This is a genomic window from uncultured Succiniclasticum sp. (genome assembly GCF_902793885.1).
Taxonomy (GTDB): Bacteria; Bacillota; Negativicutes; order Acidaminococcales; family Acidaminococcaceae; genus Succiniclasticum.
Map to the genome: position 1 here is coordinate 55,282 of NZ_CADBFF010000021.1, position 17,054 is coordinate 72,335.

At 48.2% G+C, this 17,054-nt stretch carries 13 protein-coding genes; 1 reads left to right on the forward strand and 12 read right to left on the reverse strand.

The window, feature by feature from the left end; all coding sequences use genetic code 11:
- Positions 1-121 precede the first annotated feature (121 nt).
- The 3 genes from QZV31_RS10225 to QZV31_RS10235 all read right to left on the reverse strand — a co-directional run bounded on the left by QZV31_RS10225 (position 122) and on the right by QZV31_RS10235 (position 1,654).
- A complete protein-coding gene (locus tag QZV31_RS10225) occupies positions 122-826 on the reverse strand; it encodes a L,D-transpeptidase (protein WP_295360230.1) in 705 nt (234 codons plus the stop codon).
- A gap of 218 nt (positions 827-1,044) precedes the next feature.
- Complete coding sequence (locus QZV31_RS10230) at positions 1,045-1,173, reverse strand: hypothetical protein (protein ID WP_295360233.1); 129 nt, start codon at positions 1,171-1,173, stop codon at positions 1,045-1,047.
- Positions 1,174-1,315: 142 nt separating this feature from the next.
- Entirely contained in the window at positions 1,316-1,654 is a 339-nt protein-coding gene (locus QZV31_RS10235; protein WP_295360235.1) for a hypothetical protein, read from the reverse strand.
- A 120-nt stretch (positions 1,655-1,774) separates the two neighbouring features.
- Here QZV31_RS10235 and nagZ point away from each other — a divergent pair, with 120 nt between their 5' ends.
- Positions 1,775-2,986, forward strand: a complete 1,212-nt coding sequence (gene nagZ / locus QZV31_RS10240) for a beta-N-acetylhexosaminidase (RefSeq protein WP_295360239.1) — start codon at positions 1,775-1,777, stop codon at positions 2,984-2,986.
- Positions 2,987-3,080: 94 nt separating this feature from the next.
- On the opposite strand, the gene QZV31_RS10245 is transcribed toward nagZ, so the two are convergent.
- The 9 genes from QZV31_RS10245 to QZV31_RS10285 form a co-directional block, all read right to left on the reverse strand.
- The gene (locus QZV31_RS10245) at positions 3,081-4,790 is read right to left on the reverse strand and encodes an ABC transporter ATP-binding protein (RefSeq protein ID WP_295360242.1); all 1,710 of its coding nucleotides are present in this window, start codon (positions 4,788-4,790) and stop codon (positions 3,081-3,083) included.
- 5 nt (positions 4,791-4,795) lie between these two features.
- Entirely contained in the window at positions 4,796-6,205 is a 1,410-nt protein-coding gene (locus QZV31_RS10250) for a PQQ-binding-like beta-propeller repeat protein (RefSeq protein WP_295360245.1), read from the reverse strand.
- 17 nt (positions 6,206-6,222) lie between these two features.
- Entirely contained in the window at positions 6,223-7,098 is an 876-nt protein-coding gene (locus tag QZV31_RS10255) for an energy-coupling factor transporter transmembrane component T (RefSeq protein WP_295360248.1), read from the reverse strand.
- Entirely contained in the window at positions 7,067-8,722 is a 1,656-nt protein-coding gene (locus QZV31_RS10260) for an ABC transporter ATP-binding protein (RefSeq protein WP_295360252.1), read from the reverse strand. Before QZV31_RS10260 ends, QZV31_RS10255 begins: the two co-directional genes overlap by 32 nt.
- A 9-nt stretch (positions 8,723-8,731) precedes the next feature.
- Positions 8,732-10,387 carry a hypothetical protein gene (locus QZV31_RS10265; protein ID WP_295360255.1) on the reverse strand — a complete coding sequence of 552 codons (1,656 nt, stop codon included), beginning with the start codon at positions 10,385-10,387 and terminating at the stop codon, positions 8,732-8,734.
- On the reverse strand, positions 10,384-11,244 hold the full coding sequence (locus QZV31_RS10270) for an ABC transporter ATP-binding protein (protein ID WP_295360258.1): 861 nt from the start codon (positions 11,242-11,244) through the stop codon (positions 10,384-10,386). The genes QZV31_RS10265 and QZV31_RS10270 overlap by 4 nt, the downstream gene beginning before the upstream one ends.
- Positions 11,245-11,346: 102 nt before the next feature.
- A complete protein-coding gene (locus QZV31_RS10275; RefSeq protein WP_295360261.1) occupies positions 11,347-11,865 on the reverse strand; it encodes a hypothetical protein in 519 nt (172 codons plus the stop codon).
- 13 nt (positions 11,866-11,878) lie between these two features.
- A complete protein-coding gene (gene cobN / locus QZV31_RS10280; protein ID WP_295360265.1) occupies positions 11,879-15,598 on the reverse strand; it encodes a cobaltochelatase subunit CobN in 3,720 nt (1,239 codons plus the stop codon).
- 207 nt (positions 15,599-15,805) lie between these two features.
- Positions 15,806-16,981, reverse strand: coding sequence for a TonB-dependent receptor (locus tag QZV31_RS10285; protein WP_366508714.1), 1,176 nt, complete (start codon positions 16,979-16,981; stop codon positions 15,806-15,808).
- Positions 16,982-17,054 lie beyond the last annotated feature (73 nt).

Here is a 17,054-nt window from a genome sequence, read left to right on the forward strand (position 1 = left end):
CAATCTCTCTTTCCGGGTCCCCTGCAAATCCTGCGGTTACCCTAAACATAAAACGCAGCGCTATAAAAAGAAAGAGTTACTCCGCAAGTGTCTCTTTGTGGAATAACTCTTTGCCTGCTTATCACTCTTTGATCGTAACGACCGTGCCGACCTTCACGAACTTTTTGATTTCTTCAATATCGCTGTTCCGTACCCGGATACTGCCAGCTGAAGAAGCCCTTCCCAGTCCTTCCGGTTTGTTCGTGCCGGAAATGCCAATACCGTTCCACTCGCCCTTGCTCAGCTCACGGGTATCAAGGGTAATGAACCAAGGTCCATAAGCCCCCTTGCCGTCTTCATCAGACACCCAGTCGGAAGAAGGATTGATTGATTCTACTTTAAAGGTCCCCACGGGAGTCCTTGAGTCACCCGTTTTAGTCTTCTGTCCCGGATTACGGCCTACCGCACAGTTATATTCCTTAATCGGAGTCCCGTTATCCAACAGGGAAATCCGGTATGCGCTTTTCGTGATAACCAAACTGTAAGTGTGGCTCGTCACAGGCTGGGCCAACGCCTTGGCCTCTTCCACTTTCAGTTTCTGCACTTCTGCCTTTTTGGCAATCTCTTCCTGCCCCTTTTGCTCAATCTTCTCTGTCTCTGTCAGTTTGGGCTGGGCATTATCCGCAAAAAAAGGAGCCGCACTCAAATGATTGTATGTACCGCTGACGAGCACAATCAAAAGGCCCGCCGTCACCACTTTGCCCAGCGTGCTCTGGCGCATCCAGCGCATCAGAATCGCAAGATAGGCTAACATATATACAAAAATACCAGGCTTTGATTTTTTCATGAAATCACACCTTCGCAGTCAAAATTGTTATTTTTCAAAACCATTTTACAGAATCCCCGCAAACCGGAAAACGCTTGTCCGGATTTGCAGAATCAATCTACAAATTATAAAAAGACCGAAAACAAAATCAGACAAAACGCCACTACTAATATATTATAACACAAATCTACAATATATTGTATAGATAAATTGCATAATTCACAAAAAACACATTGTCATTACCAGCCAAAGAATGCAATGATGGCAAGCAACACAATTACAAACGCAAGCAACTTCATGTTGTCTTCTTTTGTACAGGAAATAAAAGTTTTAAACTTTTCGCCCATGGCGCCCGTCCTTTCTAACATCGTCGAAGCCAGTCAGAGAAAAAATGTTGACGAAAGAGTCTCTGCCATCAATTATTATCACAGAGAGTTACACAAGTCCAAAAACTCTACTATTTACTTTGTTAAATAAATTATAGTAAAAATCTATGTAAAAGTCAATTTCCTAATTAAACAACAGTATCAATAAAGGTACCGTTCCCACCGCCGTTGCCAGATACAGAATCAGATTCAGCAAAAAATGCAGTACACGGTGCTCTTCTGTCCGAAGTTTACGGAAGATGCAAAAAAGTGAAACACAAAGATAGAGGATAAAACAGACGATACCAATCAGAAACAGGGGCAGGATAAATTCCATCACGCTCATGTGACCCTTGCGCATAATTCCGTCTACAGTAGAAGAACTGCTAATATACGTTACAAACGCCAGAGCGCCGCCCACAGAAAACATAAGTGTCAATAATCCGCTTACACATGACAGGAGATAATATTTCCACAGTTTCATATCGCTTACCTCCAAAACTGACATACCATCTTTACAGGCGGTAATTCCCGGGAGCTTATGCTATAATATTATGATATAATGAGAGTAATTGCAATATATTTGGAGAGCAGGTATGTAATAATGAAAAAGAAATTTTCAGCAGTAAACATATTGTTACTTGTTTTATTTCTGATTTGCGGCTGCAGCGCCGCAGAAAAAGGAAACATTCAGTCAAACGATACGCAACCGTCTGTTGAAACCTGGGCCACGGAGCATGGTCTCAGGCAGATGGCTTCTGCCGTCACAGACAAACTCACGCTGGAAGAAAAAATCGGCCAGATGATGTTTGTGGGGATTCATGGAACCACACTTACGGAAACCACAAAAAACACACTTTCCTCTATGCATGCAGGCGGCGTCATCCTGTTTGACCGGAACATGGAAAACAGGGAACAGGTAAAAGCATTAAACGCCTCTCTGCGTAATCTCGTTCTGAACAAATACGCCCTTCCCCTCTTCCTTTCGGTAGATCAGGAAGGAGGCCTCGTCACCCGCATGAAGCAGCATGCCTATACGGCGCCTGCCGCTGCTGAAATCGGTGCAGCAGGCAAACCGGAAGACGCATACAACCATGCAAACAATACCGGAAAAGATATTCACGAACTGGGTTTCAATCTTGATTTTGCTCCGGTGTTAGACATCAGCAGCCGCATGCACGGACGTTCCTACGGAACTACACCGCAGCAGGTTACAGCTTTCGGGGAACAAGCCTGCCGCGGTTTACGGGACAGCGGTGTTCTGTTTACCGTCAAACATTTCCCCGGCATGGGACGCAGCGAAACCGATCCTCATACTGATCAGTCTGTAGTGAATGTACCCCGGCAGACCATTTTACAGGAAGACCTGCTGCCTTTCCGGAACATCATCGACCAGTATCCGCACCACGAGTTCATGGTGATGGCTGGCCATATCCGCTACCCTGCCTTTGATACAAAACCTGCCAGCCTTTCGCCTGTCATCCTGAAACAAATGCTGCGGAGCCAGCTGGGTTATCAGGGCATCGTCATCACCGACGATCTGGATATGGGCGCCGTCAGCGAAGGCTATACACCGGAACAAATCGGCGTCGTTGCCATTCAGGCCGGAACAGATATTCTGCTAAGCTGTCATAACCCGGAGATACAACAACGTATCTATAGCAGCACCTTGCAGGCTGTAAAAGACGGAAAACTTTCCCAGGCAGATATTGATACCTCTGTCCGTCGCATCGTGTATTGCAAACTGAAGAATTTTACAAATTCTGCCCAACGGGAAAAACTTTACAAAGAGACTGTTGAAAGAAAGCGGATTTAAGCGGCATTTATGCCAACACAAATGCGTTGCGTTTCTTCAGGGAACACTTATCAATTCGAATGTATTGCGCAAAAACAATTCATCAGCGTTGTATTTATTTCTCGCTTAGCTCATAAAGCTTTTTATATATCCCGTTTTTGTACATCAGCTGTTCATGGGTCCCGGTTTCTGCCACGATGCCGTCCCGGAGCACAAAAATCCTGTCAGCATTAACTATTGTAGAAAGTCTGTGGGCAATGGTAATGGTCGTCCGGTTCGCGGACAGTTTTTCCAGTGATTCCTGCACGATTTTTTCCGTTGCGGTATCTAAGGAAGAAGTTGCTTCATCCAGCACAAGGACAGGCGGGTTTTTGAGAAAGGCTCTGGCAATGGCAATACGTTGTTTCTGTCCGCCGGAGAGCTTCACTCCCCGTTCGCCGATACATGTTTCATACTTTTCCGGAAGTTTTTCTATAAACTCTTCCGCAGCAGCCAGGCAGGCTGCTTTTTTTATATCTGCATGACTGACGGAAGCGTTACCGTAAGAAATATTATAATTCACAGAATCAGAAAACAGAAAGACATCCTGCTGGACCAGACCGATAGCCCGGCGCAGGGACTGCTGCGTGTATTCCCGTATATCCCTGCCATCCAGCAAAATCCTCCCCTGCTGCGGTTCATAAAAGCGAAGCAACAGGCTGGCAACGGTAGTTTTGCCTGCTCCGGTTTCCCCTACAAACGCAATTTTTTCCCCGGGCTTTACCGTCAGGGTCAGATTCCTGAGAACCACTCCGTTTCCGTAGCTGAAGCTGACATTATCAAAAACGATCTCGCCTTTCACGTCCTTACATTCAACAGCATCCGGAGCGTCCTGAATCTCCGGTTCAATCTGCATGATTTCATAAAACCGGGAAAAACCGGCCATGCCGCGCTGATACATTTCCGCAAACACAGTCAGGCGCAGCAGCGGTTTCATAAAGAGGTTCACGTATAACAAAAAGGCTACAAAATCACTGAGTTTTAACCTGTCTGTGGCAATCATCCAGCCGCCCACGCCCATCATCACCACATTGATCAGATTGCTGAAAAAGGCTACACTTCCGGAAAAATAAGCTACCAGACGTGTCGACTTACGCCGGCCGGCAATATACGTATCACACTTCTCTGCAAAGCGTCCGGCCTCCTGTTCCTCCAGGGCGAAAGCCTTGATCAGCCGGATCCCGTTCAAATCTTCCGTAACCTGTGCGGACACATCACCGTATAACACACGGTTGGCCCGGAACCGCTGTTTCATTTTGCGGTTAATGTAGACAGTATGTACGGTTTTCGCAACAAGCAGCAGTACAATAAACGATGCCAGCACCGGATTCATCCAGATCAGAATGGCAATGGTTCCCAACATGGTTATGGAACAGATGAGGACGTCATTAGGCCCCTTGAAAGTCAGTTCCCCGATCTCCGTCAGATCTGTGGTGATACGTGACAGCAGCTGGCCGGTTTTATTATCGTCAAAATAACGGAAAGACATCTTTTCCAGATGCCGGAAAAGATCCTGCCGCATATCATTTTCCATGTCAACAGAAACCAGTGTCCCTTTATACTGCACAATATAGGATAAGACAAAGCTGACACAGTACAGCACGAAGAGAATGACGATCATACGGAAAATATTTTCGATATTTTTTCCCGGTAGTTCCACATCCATAATATGACGTACCAGCATCGGGAAAACCAGATCCAGCGCTGCGGAAAAAAGCGAAAGAAGCAACAGCGCCCAAACGGTCCGCCTGTACGGCTTATAATATGTAAATAATGATTTTAGCATAACGGTCAGCTCCCTGTCCGCAAATCCCATATATGCAACCGGTACGATCCGATCAGTTTCCCTTCCGGCGTCATGGCCGGCGCTTCCACGCCAGCCATCTTTTTCCCGTCATGGCTGATGGCTGCAGCCTGACAGGGACCCTCCGTATGGAAAAAGCGTTCTTTCTTTCCGTTTTCCAGATTCAGAAGCAAAGCTCCGTGCGCACTGTAATCATGGGTCCTCACATTGCGTCCCACCGAACAGGCCGCCAGTTTTTCCGAAGCAAAGTCAATATTTTCAATCGTGCCCAGAGCGCGATACTGATATCTGTAAGTCCCGTCCAGTTTAAACACAAAGAGGCTGTTGTTGCTGGGATGTTCCACCGGGGTAGGCAATTGCCAGTTTTCCCTGTTAAATGTATTGATGGTGGAAAAAATAACGCCCTCCGGCCTTATATACCCGTCCCGTCCGGAAGCATTGATCCAGGATCCGTCCACTTTCGCTGGTTTTGAGAGAAAACGCCACCAGACAACGTTTCCGTTTTTGTCAAACAGGAAACCGCGCCCGTCACTGCCGGTCCCTGCCAGATACTCCCCATCCGCGGAAAAGGTAGGGCTGCCCCGCAGCACTGTATTGTTAAAAGGTTTCACCGGATTAACAAAGGTCTCGTTTAAAACAGAACCGTCATGTTTATCAATGATATACAGGGTCTTTTTATATTTCATATCGGGATGAAAATCGTAGGCGCTGGTAGCTATGACAACCCTTCCCGTTCCGTCGCTGACATCACACCAGTTGATCCAGCTGTCAATAGTCTCGTCCTTTGGGAACTTCCATAAAAACTTTCCCTGCGGATCAAGAGCTATCATCCGTCCATTATAACCGCGCCTGCCATCTTTATTCATAACGAACCGGTACATGTTTACGAAAGCATTCCCTGCTTTATCCACTGCGATGTGGACCGGAGCCGGCAGGGACCGGTTCTGCGAATCCACACCGATATAATCGGCCGCTTTGTGTTTCCATTCGATATCGCCTGTGTGCACATTAACCGCGTATAAATTGCCGTCCGCACTGTGTTCCCCCACATAGGCCAGCTTTCCGTCTCCCGTCAAAGCCAGGGATACCAGTTTTCCGATACCCAGGGAACGTTTCCATAACTGCTTTCCTGTCATATCGAACAAAAACAGTTCTCCCTTGTCCGTTCCCACCAGCCAGGCATCCTCTGCACCCACGTAGAGTATCTGCGCTCTGGTGAAGCCCATACGGTCATAGTTCTCCGCAGGCATGTCGCCCAGAAATACACTTACCCCGTCCTTTCCCCGGATGCTTTGGAAAACAGTCCAGGGAGTCCGGCTGCCGGTAAGCCAGAACAAGGCGCAGCAAGACAAGGCAAACAGAAACAGAATCAGTAAACTCTTGATTTTCTTACCCATAAGCCACCTGAAGATACTTACAAATACATCTTGGATATATCATAAATTTTCCGGAGCACCCCAAAATACAGCCCCTGTTCAGACAACACATAACAAAGCTTGCTGCCCACCACTGCCAGGGTGAACAGGAAAAACACAATACAGCCGGCCTGTTCCGCTGTTTTCCAGGACTGGCGGATCTGAGATACTTTAGCCGAGAAAAAGCCCCGGCTGACCACGGACAGCGCCAGCGTCTGCGCCCTGCGTAGACAGCGTGCCAACAAAGGCTTTGCGATATAAGGAATATGCTGCACTATTGCGGTACGCCCCCTCTGGGTTTCACTGCGAAGCTGCAGGGCCGTAATAATCTCTCCCGTTTCCGCTGCCAGCACCGGCAGGAACCGGATCGCCGTCACCAGCATAAACGCAACCTGGGGAGGCAGACGCCAGGCCAGCAGCGCATTCAGCAACTGCCGGGGATCGCTGGTCCAGCAGACCAGAAGCCCCAATGAAAGCATGGATGCCGCACGCAACCCCTGCACCGCTCCGTATAAGATGCCTTCACGATAGATAAACAAGCCGCCCGTTATCTCCCCCAACAGAGAGGAATCCGGGGGAATGAGCACAAACAAAGCCGTACGTGGGGACTGGGAAAAGAACAGGGCCTGGCTCACCATGCTGCCCCAAAGGCCAAGCATCAGCAAAACCGCCATCACTTTCCATTTATAGAAAGAAGTTCCCGCCGCCAGATGCAGCAGCAATGTTACCATAAATAATACAAACAGGGTGCGGGGATTATCTACCGTAATCATCAGAACCGCAAATAAAAACAGTATGATCAGCTTGGTCCGCCCGTTAATTTCACGCGCCCAGAACCTCGCATCAGTTCCTTCCCACAACTGATGCATGGACATAATGGCTTACCTCCTTTTCCGAGACGCAGGGAGGAATCCCCAAACGTTCCGCAATATCCAGCACTGCCGGGACCGTCAGCCCGCTTTGCAGCAGAAGTTTCCGGTCGCATAAGATTTCATCCGCCGGTCCGTCCGCCACAATCTTCCCCTGCTCCAAAAGCATCACCCGGTCCGCAATCTGGGACGCAAGCTCTATATCATGGGTACAGATAAAGACGCTTCCCCCATTATTTTTAAAATCCAACAGCAGTTTTTTGATTTCAGAAAGACTGCTTTCATCCTGCCCGGTAGTAGGCTCATCCAGCAGCAATAAACGCGGCTCCTTGGCCAGCATGGCTCCTAACACGACCCGCAACCGCTGCCCCTTGCTTAAAGCCAGCGGAAAATCCTGCGCGTATAAAGTCAGATTCAGCTGTTCCAGCATGACAGCGATCTTTTCCGGCGTCATTCCCCGGTTTTTCCAGGCCAGTTCTTCCGTAACCGTATCCGCCAGCAGCATGAGATCCGCTTCCTGGAGGAGATAGCCCACCTTTCCCAGGGCTTTCTGGACAGGAATCCCATTCAGCAGCAGCGTTCCCCCGGAAGGTTCCGTAAGTCCTCCCAGCAAATTTAATAAGGTAGATTTTCCGGCGCCGTTAAATCCCATCATGGCGGTTATCTGCCCTTCCTGCAAAATGAAGTCCAGACCCCGCAGCGTATCTTCTTCCACGCCCGGATAACGGAACCGTATGCTTTCTGCCCTGACCAGTGGATTCGCGGAAGCTTGTTCTGCCTTTTGCTGCTGTTTGCAAAACCTGTCTATCTCGCACTCTTTGCAAATCATCTCCGCTGTTTCATTTTTGTCGGAAGTCAGATGGGATAAATGAAGCAAACGCCCCAGCTTTACACTTTGAGGTTCCCGCAGACCCAGGTCCGGTTTATCCGTCAAAAACGGCCAGGCCTCATCCATGGCCCCATCATATAATATTTCCCCGTCTTTCATGACCGCAAGACGGTTAAAATACCTGGCCAGCTCATTGACCCTGTGTTCTATCATCAAAATGGAAATGTTTTCATCCCTGTTCAGGTCAAGCAACAATTCCATAAACACCTGCACGCCCTGGGGATTCATCTGACTTACCGGTTCGTCCAAAATCAGCAGGCGCGGTTTCGTGATTAAAATGGAAGCCAGCGCCAGACGCTGCCGCTGTCCGCCGGAAAGCTGGTGGATACTGTATTTTTCATAGCCTTTTAACCCCACACGACGTAAAGTCTCCGCCACTTCTTTCCGAATCGTTTCCGGTTCCGCTCCCTGGTTCTCCAGGGCAAAGCCGGCCTCGTCTTCCACCGTCATGGCAAACAACTGGTCATCCGGACTCTGGTATACCGTACCTGCCAGCAGGCCGATTTTTTCCGGCGGCCAGAAGGTAATATCCTGACCGTCTAATAAAATCCTTCCTTTCAGTGTTCCCTGACCGTCTTCCGACACCAGACCGCTGATGATTTTGATCAGCGTCGACTTGCCGCAGCCGCTGCGGCCGGCCAACAGGACCATCTCCCCCTGTTCCATCTTAAGGTCGATATGCTTCAGCGTCCAGGTATTACGGCTCTGGTAACGATAGGATACATCATCTATATGTAACATGCCATCCTCCTATTCGCTGACGACCTGGCGCAGTTTGGTCCCGGTCTTAAAGCCGATCCAGCTGCCGATGCTGCTGTACAGCAATCCGTTTACCAGCATATACATGGCGAGGAACCAGTCCGCGTAATACAAACGGTAAAAGAACATCATCTGTTCAAAATTCACAAACGTAATCAGGGCATCACCCAGACCTAATACGAGGGCAACAAAAAACATATATTTCGTGTCCAGGTTTTCCTTTTTATAGAAGCCGCTTACCCATAGCAGGAATTCCGTCACCACGATGTATACGGAGGTGCTCAGCACCCCAATCGGTGAAAAATGCCCAAACATAATCCCGGAAAGCATAAATTTCAGTACATATAACAACGTAAGCACACCGGGCTTACGGTACAGAACCAACAGCGAAACAATCAGCAGGTACTGCATAATGCCGCTCAGGAGTCCGGTGACCAGACCGGAAAAAGGTCCCAGCAGGGCATGGACCAGATCACCCAAAATGGTTGAAGGCAATGCGATGCCGCCAAAAGAAATCGCAGCAAACAAAGCTACCGTTATGGCGCCTTTGGCGCCGATGGAAAACACACACTGTTTCAGGCGCAGTAACAGCAGCAGCGTGATTAAAAAGCATACAAAAGCAAATCCCACCGCAAACAATCCCAGACTGTGTTTCCGGGCTATCGTCAGAGGGACCTCCTGTATTTTCTGCTGGTCACCGCCGCTGACAGTGACCCGTAATGTATAATCCCCTTCCAGAATTGTAAAATAATCTACATACAAAGGCAGGATAAACGCCTGCGACTTTTTGCCGTCCAGAGAGATAAGCGCTGTTGTTTCCGCGCCCTCCCCGGTTTTGCCGGCCCAGCCTTCACCCGTATCATGATTGGTTGTCCCGGCTGTAATCAGGCCTTCTATAACCTGCCCGCTGACCCGGTCCAGCAGCTGTGCCTTAAATTTCAGGACGCGGATATCCCGCTGGGGATTGCGCATATCCAGCAGCAGAAAGGTTGCCGGATGATTGAAAACCGCAGACCAGTTGGTAGCCCCGTCGCCTTTCATCCGGTTGCGGAAACTTTCAAACGTAGTATCCCGCACATACACAACACCGTTTTCCGCCCTGTCGTCACGACGGCCATAAACATCTACCGGAAGCGAAACCGACTGGATATACCAGTTAAACTTCGCCTTGTCCGGTTTCCTGCTCTCCGGCTGCGGCTGCCCGATCGTTTCCCCTGCCGCGTCATAAGTGAAATTAATGTTTTTTCTTTCTTCCCACCCGTTTCCGGCCACAGTAATCTCAATTTCTTTCGTACCGGACACCGCGCCTTCATCCGCCTGCAGATACAACAAATCAAAATTCTGGCCGTACCAGGCCTCTGTCTGCCAGTGCGCGGACGCACCGCCTTTATAAATCTGCCAGCCTTCCTTCGGCAATGCAGAGAACCCCTCAGGCAGCTTTACAGAAACTTCTGCCTGTTGCATGCGGGGTATATCATAGCTTGTTAAGTTAACATAAAGCGGCAGCGTGCTGCGGCCGGTTACAGTACGAATCAGCTGTTTTTCCAGACTGTACGGGTATACCGCGTCTAACTGCCTGCCTGCAAATCCGGCAGTTACCTGTAACAGAAAAAATATGAAAACCAGCAGAGTAATGAGCCGTTTCATCCAAAATTCCGTCCTGTCTGTTGTTGCACACAAATCTTCTTCAGTAAATCTTTTTCCTTTTCTTTTGCCTGGGAATTTTCCCGCGTCGTTATCTCCAGCCGCCCACTTTTCGGATTCTTTCCTACTATAATGTCCGCTTCATAGGCACGGCTCAGCAGCTCTTCTGTAAAAACTTCGTCGGGACAGCCGTCGGCCAGCAGTTTTCCTTCACCCAGCAGAAAGATGCGGCTGCAATAAGCCGCAGCCAGATCAAGCTCATGGATTACCATCAAAATGGTCTTGCCCATATTGGCCAATTCCCTGGCAAACCGGAATATTTCTTCCCGGTATACCATGTCCAGCCCGGTCGTCGGTTCATCCAGAAACAGCACCGGCGTCTGCTGGGCCAGCACCTTGGCAAGCAGGATGCGCTGCTTCTGACCGCCGGAAACTTCTGTCACCGGACGTTCCGCCAAATCCAGTGTGCCTGTATAAGACATACAGTCCCGGGCCAGGGATTTGTCCTCATCCGTTTCACTTTCCCACCACTTCATATAGGGATAACGTCCGGTCAGCACAATGTCCAGCCCCGTATAACCAAAACCTGTCTCCACATTTTGCTGCAGGTAGGCCACGCGCCGGGCCAGTTCCTTTTCTCCATAGGAAGCAAGAGGCTGGCCAAAATACAAAACTTTTCCTGCCTTAGCGGGAAGCAGACCCCGGATCGTTTTCAGTAACGTACTCTTGCCCGCGCCGTTACGTCCGATGATACCAACTAGCTCGCCCGTATGAATGTCAGCGTTGATGCCGCTGATGATAATCTTATTCTCATAACCGATTGTCAGATCCTGAAGCTGAATGACCGTCTCCTGCTGCATTTGTTGTCCCTGTCTTTCTCTATATAATAAAAGAATTCTTATTGAGAAGCTGTTCTATTAAATTATTATATACTATATAGCGACAGAAAAAAAGGGATTATTTTATTTTGCTTTTTTGGCTACGGAAGGATTCGGCATCTCCTTAATCCATCTCTTTAAATCTTCCGGCGCGATGCCAAGATTCTCCTGTGCCCAGACAGCCCATTTGACAGAACGTTTTCTTTTTTCCAAAATTTCCTCCACCGTCATGGAAGAATGCTGTGAAATAATATAAGCCATGCGGATATAGTGGATAGGATAGCCTTCCATAAACTTGCGGTACACCAGATCCGCTTTGATGCCCCACCATTTTTCCGCGCATTCGGCCTTACGCAGCAAGTCCCTGTCATGCAAAAGCTGCGGCGTAATGTTCAGCAACAGTTCAACCTTCATCCAGGGATTTTCCCTTCGCAGCTCCAGCACATCTTCCAGAGGTTTTTGCGCTACATAGGCATACATGGAGCCTTTATCCAGGTCGTAATAGGAAAAACCTTTTCCTTTTAATGCCCTGGCTTTATCTTCCGATAATCCGTACTTCTCCCACAGCAAACGGTACTGTTCTTCTTCCGGTAAACCTAACATCTTATCGTCCTCCTTATTCCGCCCGTTCTTCCAGTTCGCCTTCCAGTTCCATATACAGTTTGCGAAGCGCGTCCTTTGTTTCCGGTAACGCGTTCCACATGCCCCGCTGTTCCGCTTCCAGAAGTTTTTCCGCCATTCTGTGCAGTGCCCAGGGGTTCACTTCGTTCATCCACTGCCGCATTTCCGGATCCAAAGCAAGTTTTTTTGCAAAGCCTTCATACATCCAGTCTTCCAATACCTCGCTGGTGCAGTCCCAGCCATAGGCATGGGCTACCAGATTTGCCAGATCCGATGCTCCTTTGTATCCATGCTTCTTCATGCCCTGGATATATTTGGGGTTCATACTCTCACCCCGAAACACGCGGCGTATTTCCTCACCCAGGCTGCGGGTCTCCGCTTTGGCCCGGTCCGCACTGTCACCGATGTAACATTTTGGCATTTTGCCCCGGATGCTGTGTACCGCCGCGTTCATCCCTCCGCAATAAGCATTGAAGTCATCCGAGTTCAGCAGATGTACCTCGTGATTATCTGTGTTCTTAATGGTAATATCAATTGTGGCAAGACGCTTCCGGAACAATTGGGGCGAAAAACTGCCCTGCATGTTTTTCCCGTAAACATGTGCGCCCCAGCGTACATATACTTCAGCCAGATCATGGACCGTTTCCCAGTTTTTCCCTTCAATCATGTGGGCTACCCCGGCCCCATAACTTCCTGGCGGGCAGCCGAAGATACGCCAGGACGCCTGTTCATAAGCCGTCTCTTTGTCTTCGCCTTCCATTTCCAGATTCGCCGCGTCCTGTTCCACATGCTTTTTGATATAATTCTCTTCCGGCGATTCGTCCAGCGCTTTCACCAGGTTCACCGCTTCTTCCATCATTTCTACCACGGAAGGCATGGTATCCCGGAACAGACCGCTGATCCGGGCCGTCACATCAATGCGGGGGCGCTTCAACTCCTTTAACGGAATGACCTCCAGATCCTTTACACGCAGGCTGCCTTTCTGCCAGACCGGCCGCACCCCCATCAGGTAAAAGAACTCCGCAATATCCTGCCCGTTGCTGCGCATATTGGAATCTGACCAAATGACCATCCCGATGCTTTCCGGATAGCGCCCTTCTTCTTTGATAAAACGGTTCACCGCCTGATCCGCAAGCAGTTTCCCAATCTCCCAGGCTACCGGTGTTGGAATATTGTAGGGATCGACGCCGTAAAAATTACGTCCGGTGGGCAGGATATCTGCCCGGCCGCTGGTAGGAGCGCCTCCCGGTCCCGGTTCGATGAACTCTCCGTCCAGCGCCCGCAGGGTATTCGTGATTTCCTGTTTCGTCTTTGCCAGATTGGGAGCCAGTTCCTCCGTGATAAACGTTACAACCGTTTTCAGATTTTCAGTATTCTCTGCGTCTAACTGCAAATTTTGCACCTGCTCTGAAACCAGTAAGGAATTACCCGCTTCTGCATTCAGCCCGTGTTCCATCAGGTATGCAACGATATCCGTACAGATTTCCCACACCCGGTCAAGCAGTTGTGCACAGGTCTGCCCGTCCGGAAGCATTTCCCCGCTCTTTTCTTCCAATTTATAATAATCCTGTCCAAAAGCTGAACAGATTATCTTTGGCAGCGAAGGAATCTCCCCGTTTTCCACGCGGGTCAGCACCAGCAGGAACTCTTTCAGAGCCTCGCCCTCCGGCGGGGAGCCCAAGACATGAAGTCCCGTACGGATCTGCATATGCTTCAGTTTTTCCACGTAGGTGTGCACTTTTAATATGTAATCATCTGCAGGTAAATCTTCCCGTGGAAGTTCTTCTTCCAGATGCATGACCGCAATCTTGTCCAGCACCTTTTCCTGCACAACCGTTTCACTGCCGGGCTGCTGTACTTTTAACTGGGCGTATTCGTCCAACAGCTTTTCCAGTTCTGCCAGATCCTCGTACACTTCCGCCTGACCGGTTGGCGGGTTCAGATGACCGATAAGGCAGGCGGAGCCCCGCCGTTTTGCCTGGATCCCTTCCCCGACGATCGTAACGTAATAAGGATAAATGTCTGGCAGGTCACCCAATGCAACATCCGGGTAACATTTCCCGGAAAGCCCCGCGTTTTTGCCCGGCAGCCATTCCAGAGAGCCATGGGTCCCCACATGGATGACCGCATCTGCTTTCCAGGTATCCCGCAGCCATTTGTAGTACGCCAGATAATGGTGAGTTGGCGGACAGGCAGAGTCATGGATGATCTTGCCCAGATCTTCGCCAAACCCTCTGGGCGTCTGCATACCGATATAAATATTGCCGTTGGGGATGCCGGGAATCAACAGGGCATCGTTATGATAAAACACGGTGCCCGGCGCTTCACCCCAGGAAGCCGTCATCTCTTTTTGTACAACGGGATCCTGTTTACTAAACCACTTCTTATACTCTTCAGCCAAGACACTTCCCGCTGCTTTTTCTATCTGTTTTTCCGTAAGAAAACGCCTGTCGTTGGTAAAGCCTGCTGTTATCCTGTCAATTAGCTCCTTTCCGTTTTCCGGCAAAAAATCCATCTTGTACCCCGCTTCCTGCATGGCGCGCAGCAACAGCACTACGCTGGCAGGGGAATCCAGTCCCTGAGCGCTGCCGATGCTGTCGTTAGCGGGAGGATAATTATGGAAGATGACAGCGATCCGCTTCTCTGCATTATTTAAATAGGAAAGAACTGCCCATTTTTTTACCTTGCGGGCAAAGGCTTTGATACGTTCCTGCAACGGTGCATACCAGGCAATGCCATCCCTGTCAGAATCCTTGTATGAAACAGGACCTCCATGGATGACGCCGTCAATTTCCGGCTGGATTACATTGCAGGACAGTTCTACCGGAATCATCCCCGTATAGGATTCCCACCAGGATTCGAAATCCCGAAGCAGGTTGTACGCCTGCAGTACCGGAACGTTCAAATCCTTCATAAAGTTTTTATCATTCTGGCTGCTGAGAGTCAGACTGATCTTAAAGGTGTTGACGACTGCGGAGACAATGCATTTCCCGTCTTTATAAAAGTACTTTTTAACTGCACGTGAAAGACCCGGCGCGTTTTCCGCTATATTGTCGCACCACAGGCAATAGACCGGAAGCGTGCGAAGGCCTTCTGCTTCCAGCACCCTCACCAGTTCTTTTAAATAGGTAACCTCCTGCCAGATCCAGTTCTCCCTGGCAAACAGGATGCCTACAAGGGGGCGCGCGTCCTCTTCTTGTCCAACGGCTGCAGATCTTCCGAGAGTTTTTTCATGTTTACTGCCGCTTAAATCCGCTGCTCCCATCCAGGGGAAGGCAGCGGGCGGCAGATAGGATACCTTCTCACCGGCAAACTCCGCGCACAGATACAGCCACAGGTTACGGTAATTATCCGTCCCGCTGTTAAAAATATACTGACTGACCTGTGCCAACGCCGCTGTTTCAATTGCATTAACTACTTCCACCTCCGGCTGTGTGGAAGAACCCATGATAAACCGTTTTTGCTGTGTTTGCAGAAAACGTTTGCAGGCATTGCTGAACTCTGTAGGATACACCGCTCCCTGCCAGAGGAAAAACACTATAGATGAACGCAACAGCGTGCGCTCAATCGCTTCCGTATAATGGGTTTCGCTGTTAAAAAAAAGGCTCGCGCATTCCGAATGAATCTGCTTTTCTTCCTTTAATGTACGGACAGCCTGATTCAGTCGCTGGCACTGCCGTTCCACATTGGTTAAAATTACAATCAGGTTTTTCATACAGTAGCCTCATGCAACAATACAAGCACTAATAATTTTACTGAGACGCCATGATGATAAATTATAGAATATATACCTGTTGTATGGTCAAACAGAAAAAAGCGGCGTTAGTGTACGCCGCTTAAAAAAAATTTAAAGAATTACAAAATACTAAATCTGTACACATAAAGAGTAGTATAGCAAAATCAAAAACGCTATTGAAAATCATCAGAATTTATAAGTATAGCTCAGCAGGAAGTTGGTCCCCGTTGTGAAGTATGCTCCATTACTGCTCATTGTATTAGAGACATTATCCCGTCTGTCAAGCACGTTGTCAATAATCAGGTTAATCTCATGATTCTTGGTCGGCGCATAACCAGCTGTTAGCGAAGTCAGGAAATAAGGTCTGGTTTTATAAGAGTCAGCATTGGATGGGCTCATGTACCGATTTCCAACATAACTTCCGGTAAAGGAAGCCCTAAACTTGCCAATGTGGTAATTGACACCGCCTGTAATCTGATATCTGCCAAACTTTTTCTGCCAGCCGAATTTTTTGTTCTTTGGATCGTCAGTAGTTTTAAGATTTTGAGGATTTTGAATCGTAAAAGCTAAATTCCAATCCAAGTGTTTTGACGCTTTTGACTCTACACCTATTTCAAATCCGGTATTTTTAAAATCATTATTTGTATATGTATAGTCAATAACGGCACCACCACCACCTTTTACAACATCAGCGCTAATATTATCTTTTACTTTCATATGGAATAAAGTGGCTTTCCATGTATATTTACCGTTTACTGCCTTATATCCTAATTCATAATGCGTTCCTTTTGCCGGTTTTAAATCGGGGTTTGGCGAACCCCCTAAAAGACCTACAGGATACATTTCACCAAAACTTGGCATAATAAAAGATTGCGCTGCTTTGGCGAATAAGCTTTTGTTTTCATCAAACTTATGCAAATATTGGAAAGAACCACTAAAATTATGATAATTCTGATCATTGAATGCGCCGCCAGTCCAAGTTCCGCGACCGCCTAAAATAATACTGTCTTGTTTGCTCAATTTTTGATCCAATTGTACAAAAGCTGAATATATGTTACGGCTTTTTTTGCCCTCTCCTGCTTCACCCTTAGCCAATACATCATCATATGTCTGATGTCTATAGTCTGTACCTACTGTTAACAGGGATTTTTCACCAATTTTAAAGTCTTTTTGCAGATCAATACCGAATTCTTTAGCTTTCTTTTGTGTCCTTCCTACAGGGCCTAAAACAACAGTTGCTGTTTTATAATTATCATATCCCCCGTAACTGATATTATTTTGATTATACCAAATGTGACCTTTAAAATAATCGTCAGTATAATTCAATTGAATCAAATGGTTCATTGTAAAATGAAGTTGCACAGTAAAAATTGAAAATAAAAATCCATGTTGGTATCTTTACTGTTAAAATTAAGTTACCACACAAAACATAACA

Excerpts from the sequence above, each read along its gene's own strand:
- QZV31_RS10225 (WP_295360230.1), bottom strand. The coding sequence starts at position 826 with ATGAAAAAATCAAAGCCTGGTATTTTTGTATATATGTTAGCCTATCTT.
- QZV31_RS10230 (WP_295360233.1), bottom strand. The coding sequence starts at position 1,173 with ATGTTAGAAAGGACGGGCGCCATGGGCGAAAAGTTTAAAACTTTTATT.
- QZV31_RS10235 (WP_295360235.1), bottom strand. The coding sequence starts at position 1,654 with ATGAAACTGTGGAAATATTATCTCCTGTCATGTGTAAGCGGATTATTG.
- nagZ (WP_295360239.1), top strand. The coding sequence starts at position 1,775 with ATGAAAAAGAAATTTTCAGCAGTAAACATATTGTTACTTGTTTTATTT.
- QZV31_RS10245 (WP_295360242.1), bottom strand. The coding sequence starts at position 4,790 with ATGCTAAAATCATTATTTACATATTATAAGCCGTACAGGCGGACCGTT.
- QZV31_RS10250 (WP_295360245.1), bottom strand. The coding sequence starts at position 6,205 with ATGGGTAAGAAAATCAAGAGTTTACTGATTCTGTTTCTGTTTGCCTTG.
- QZV31_RS10255 (WP_295360248.1), bottom strand. The coding sequence starts at position 7,098 with ATGTCCATGCATCAGTTGTGGGAAGGAACTGATGCGAGGTTCTGGGCG.
- QZV31_RS10260 (WP_295360252.1), bottom strand. The coding sequence starts at position 8,722 with ATGTTACATATAGATGATGTATCCTATCGTTACCAGAGCCGTAATACC.
- QZV31_RS10265 (WP_295360255.1), bottom strand. The coding sequence starts at position 10,387 with ATGAAACGGCTCATTACTCTGCTGGTTTTCATATTTTTTCTGTTACAG.
- QZV31_RS10270 (WP_295360258.1), bottom strand. The coding sequence starts at position 11,244 with ATGCAGCAGGAGACGGTCATTCAGCTTCAGGATCTGACAATCGGTTAT.
- QZV31_RS10275 (WP_295360261.1), bottom strand. The coding sequence starts at position 11,865 with ATGTTAGGTTTACCGGAAGAAGAACAGTACCGTTTGCTGTGGGAGAAG.
- cobN (WP_295360265.1), bottom strand. The coding sequence starts at position 15,598 with ATGAAAAACCTGATTGTAATTTTAACCAATGTGGAACGGCAGTGCCAG.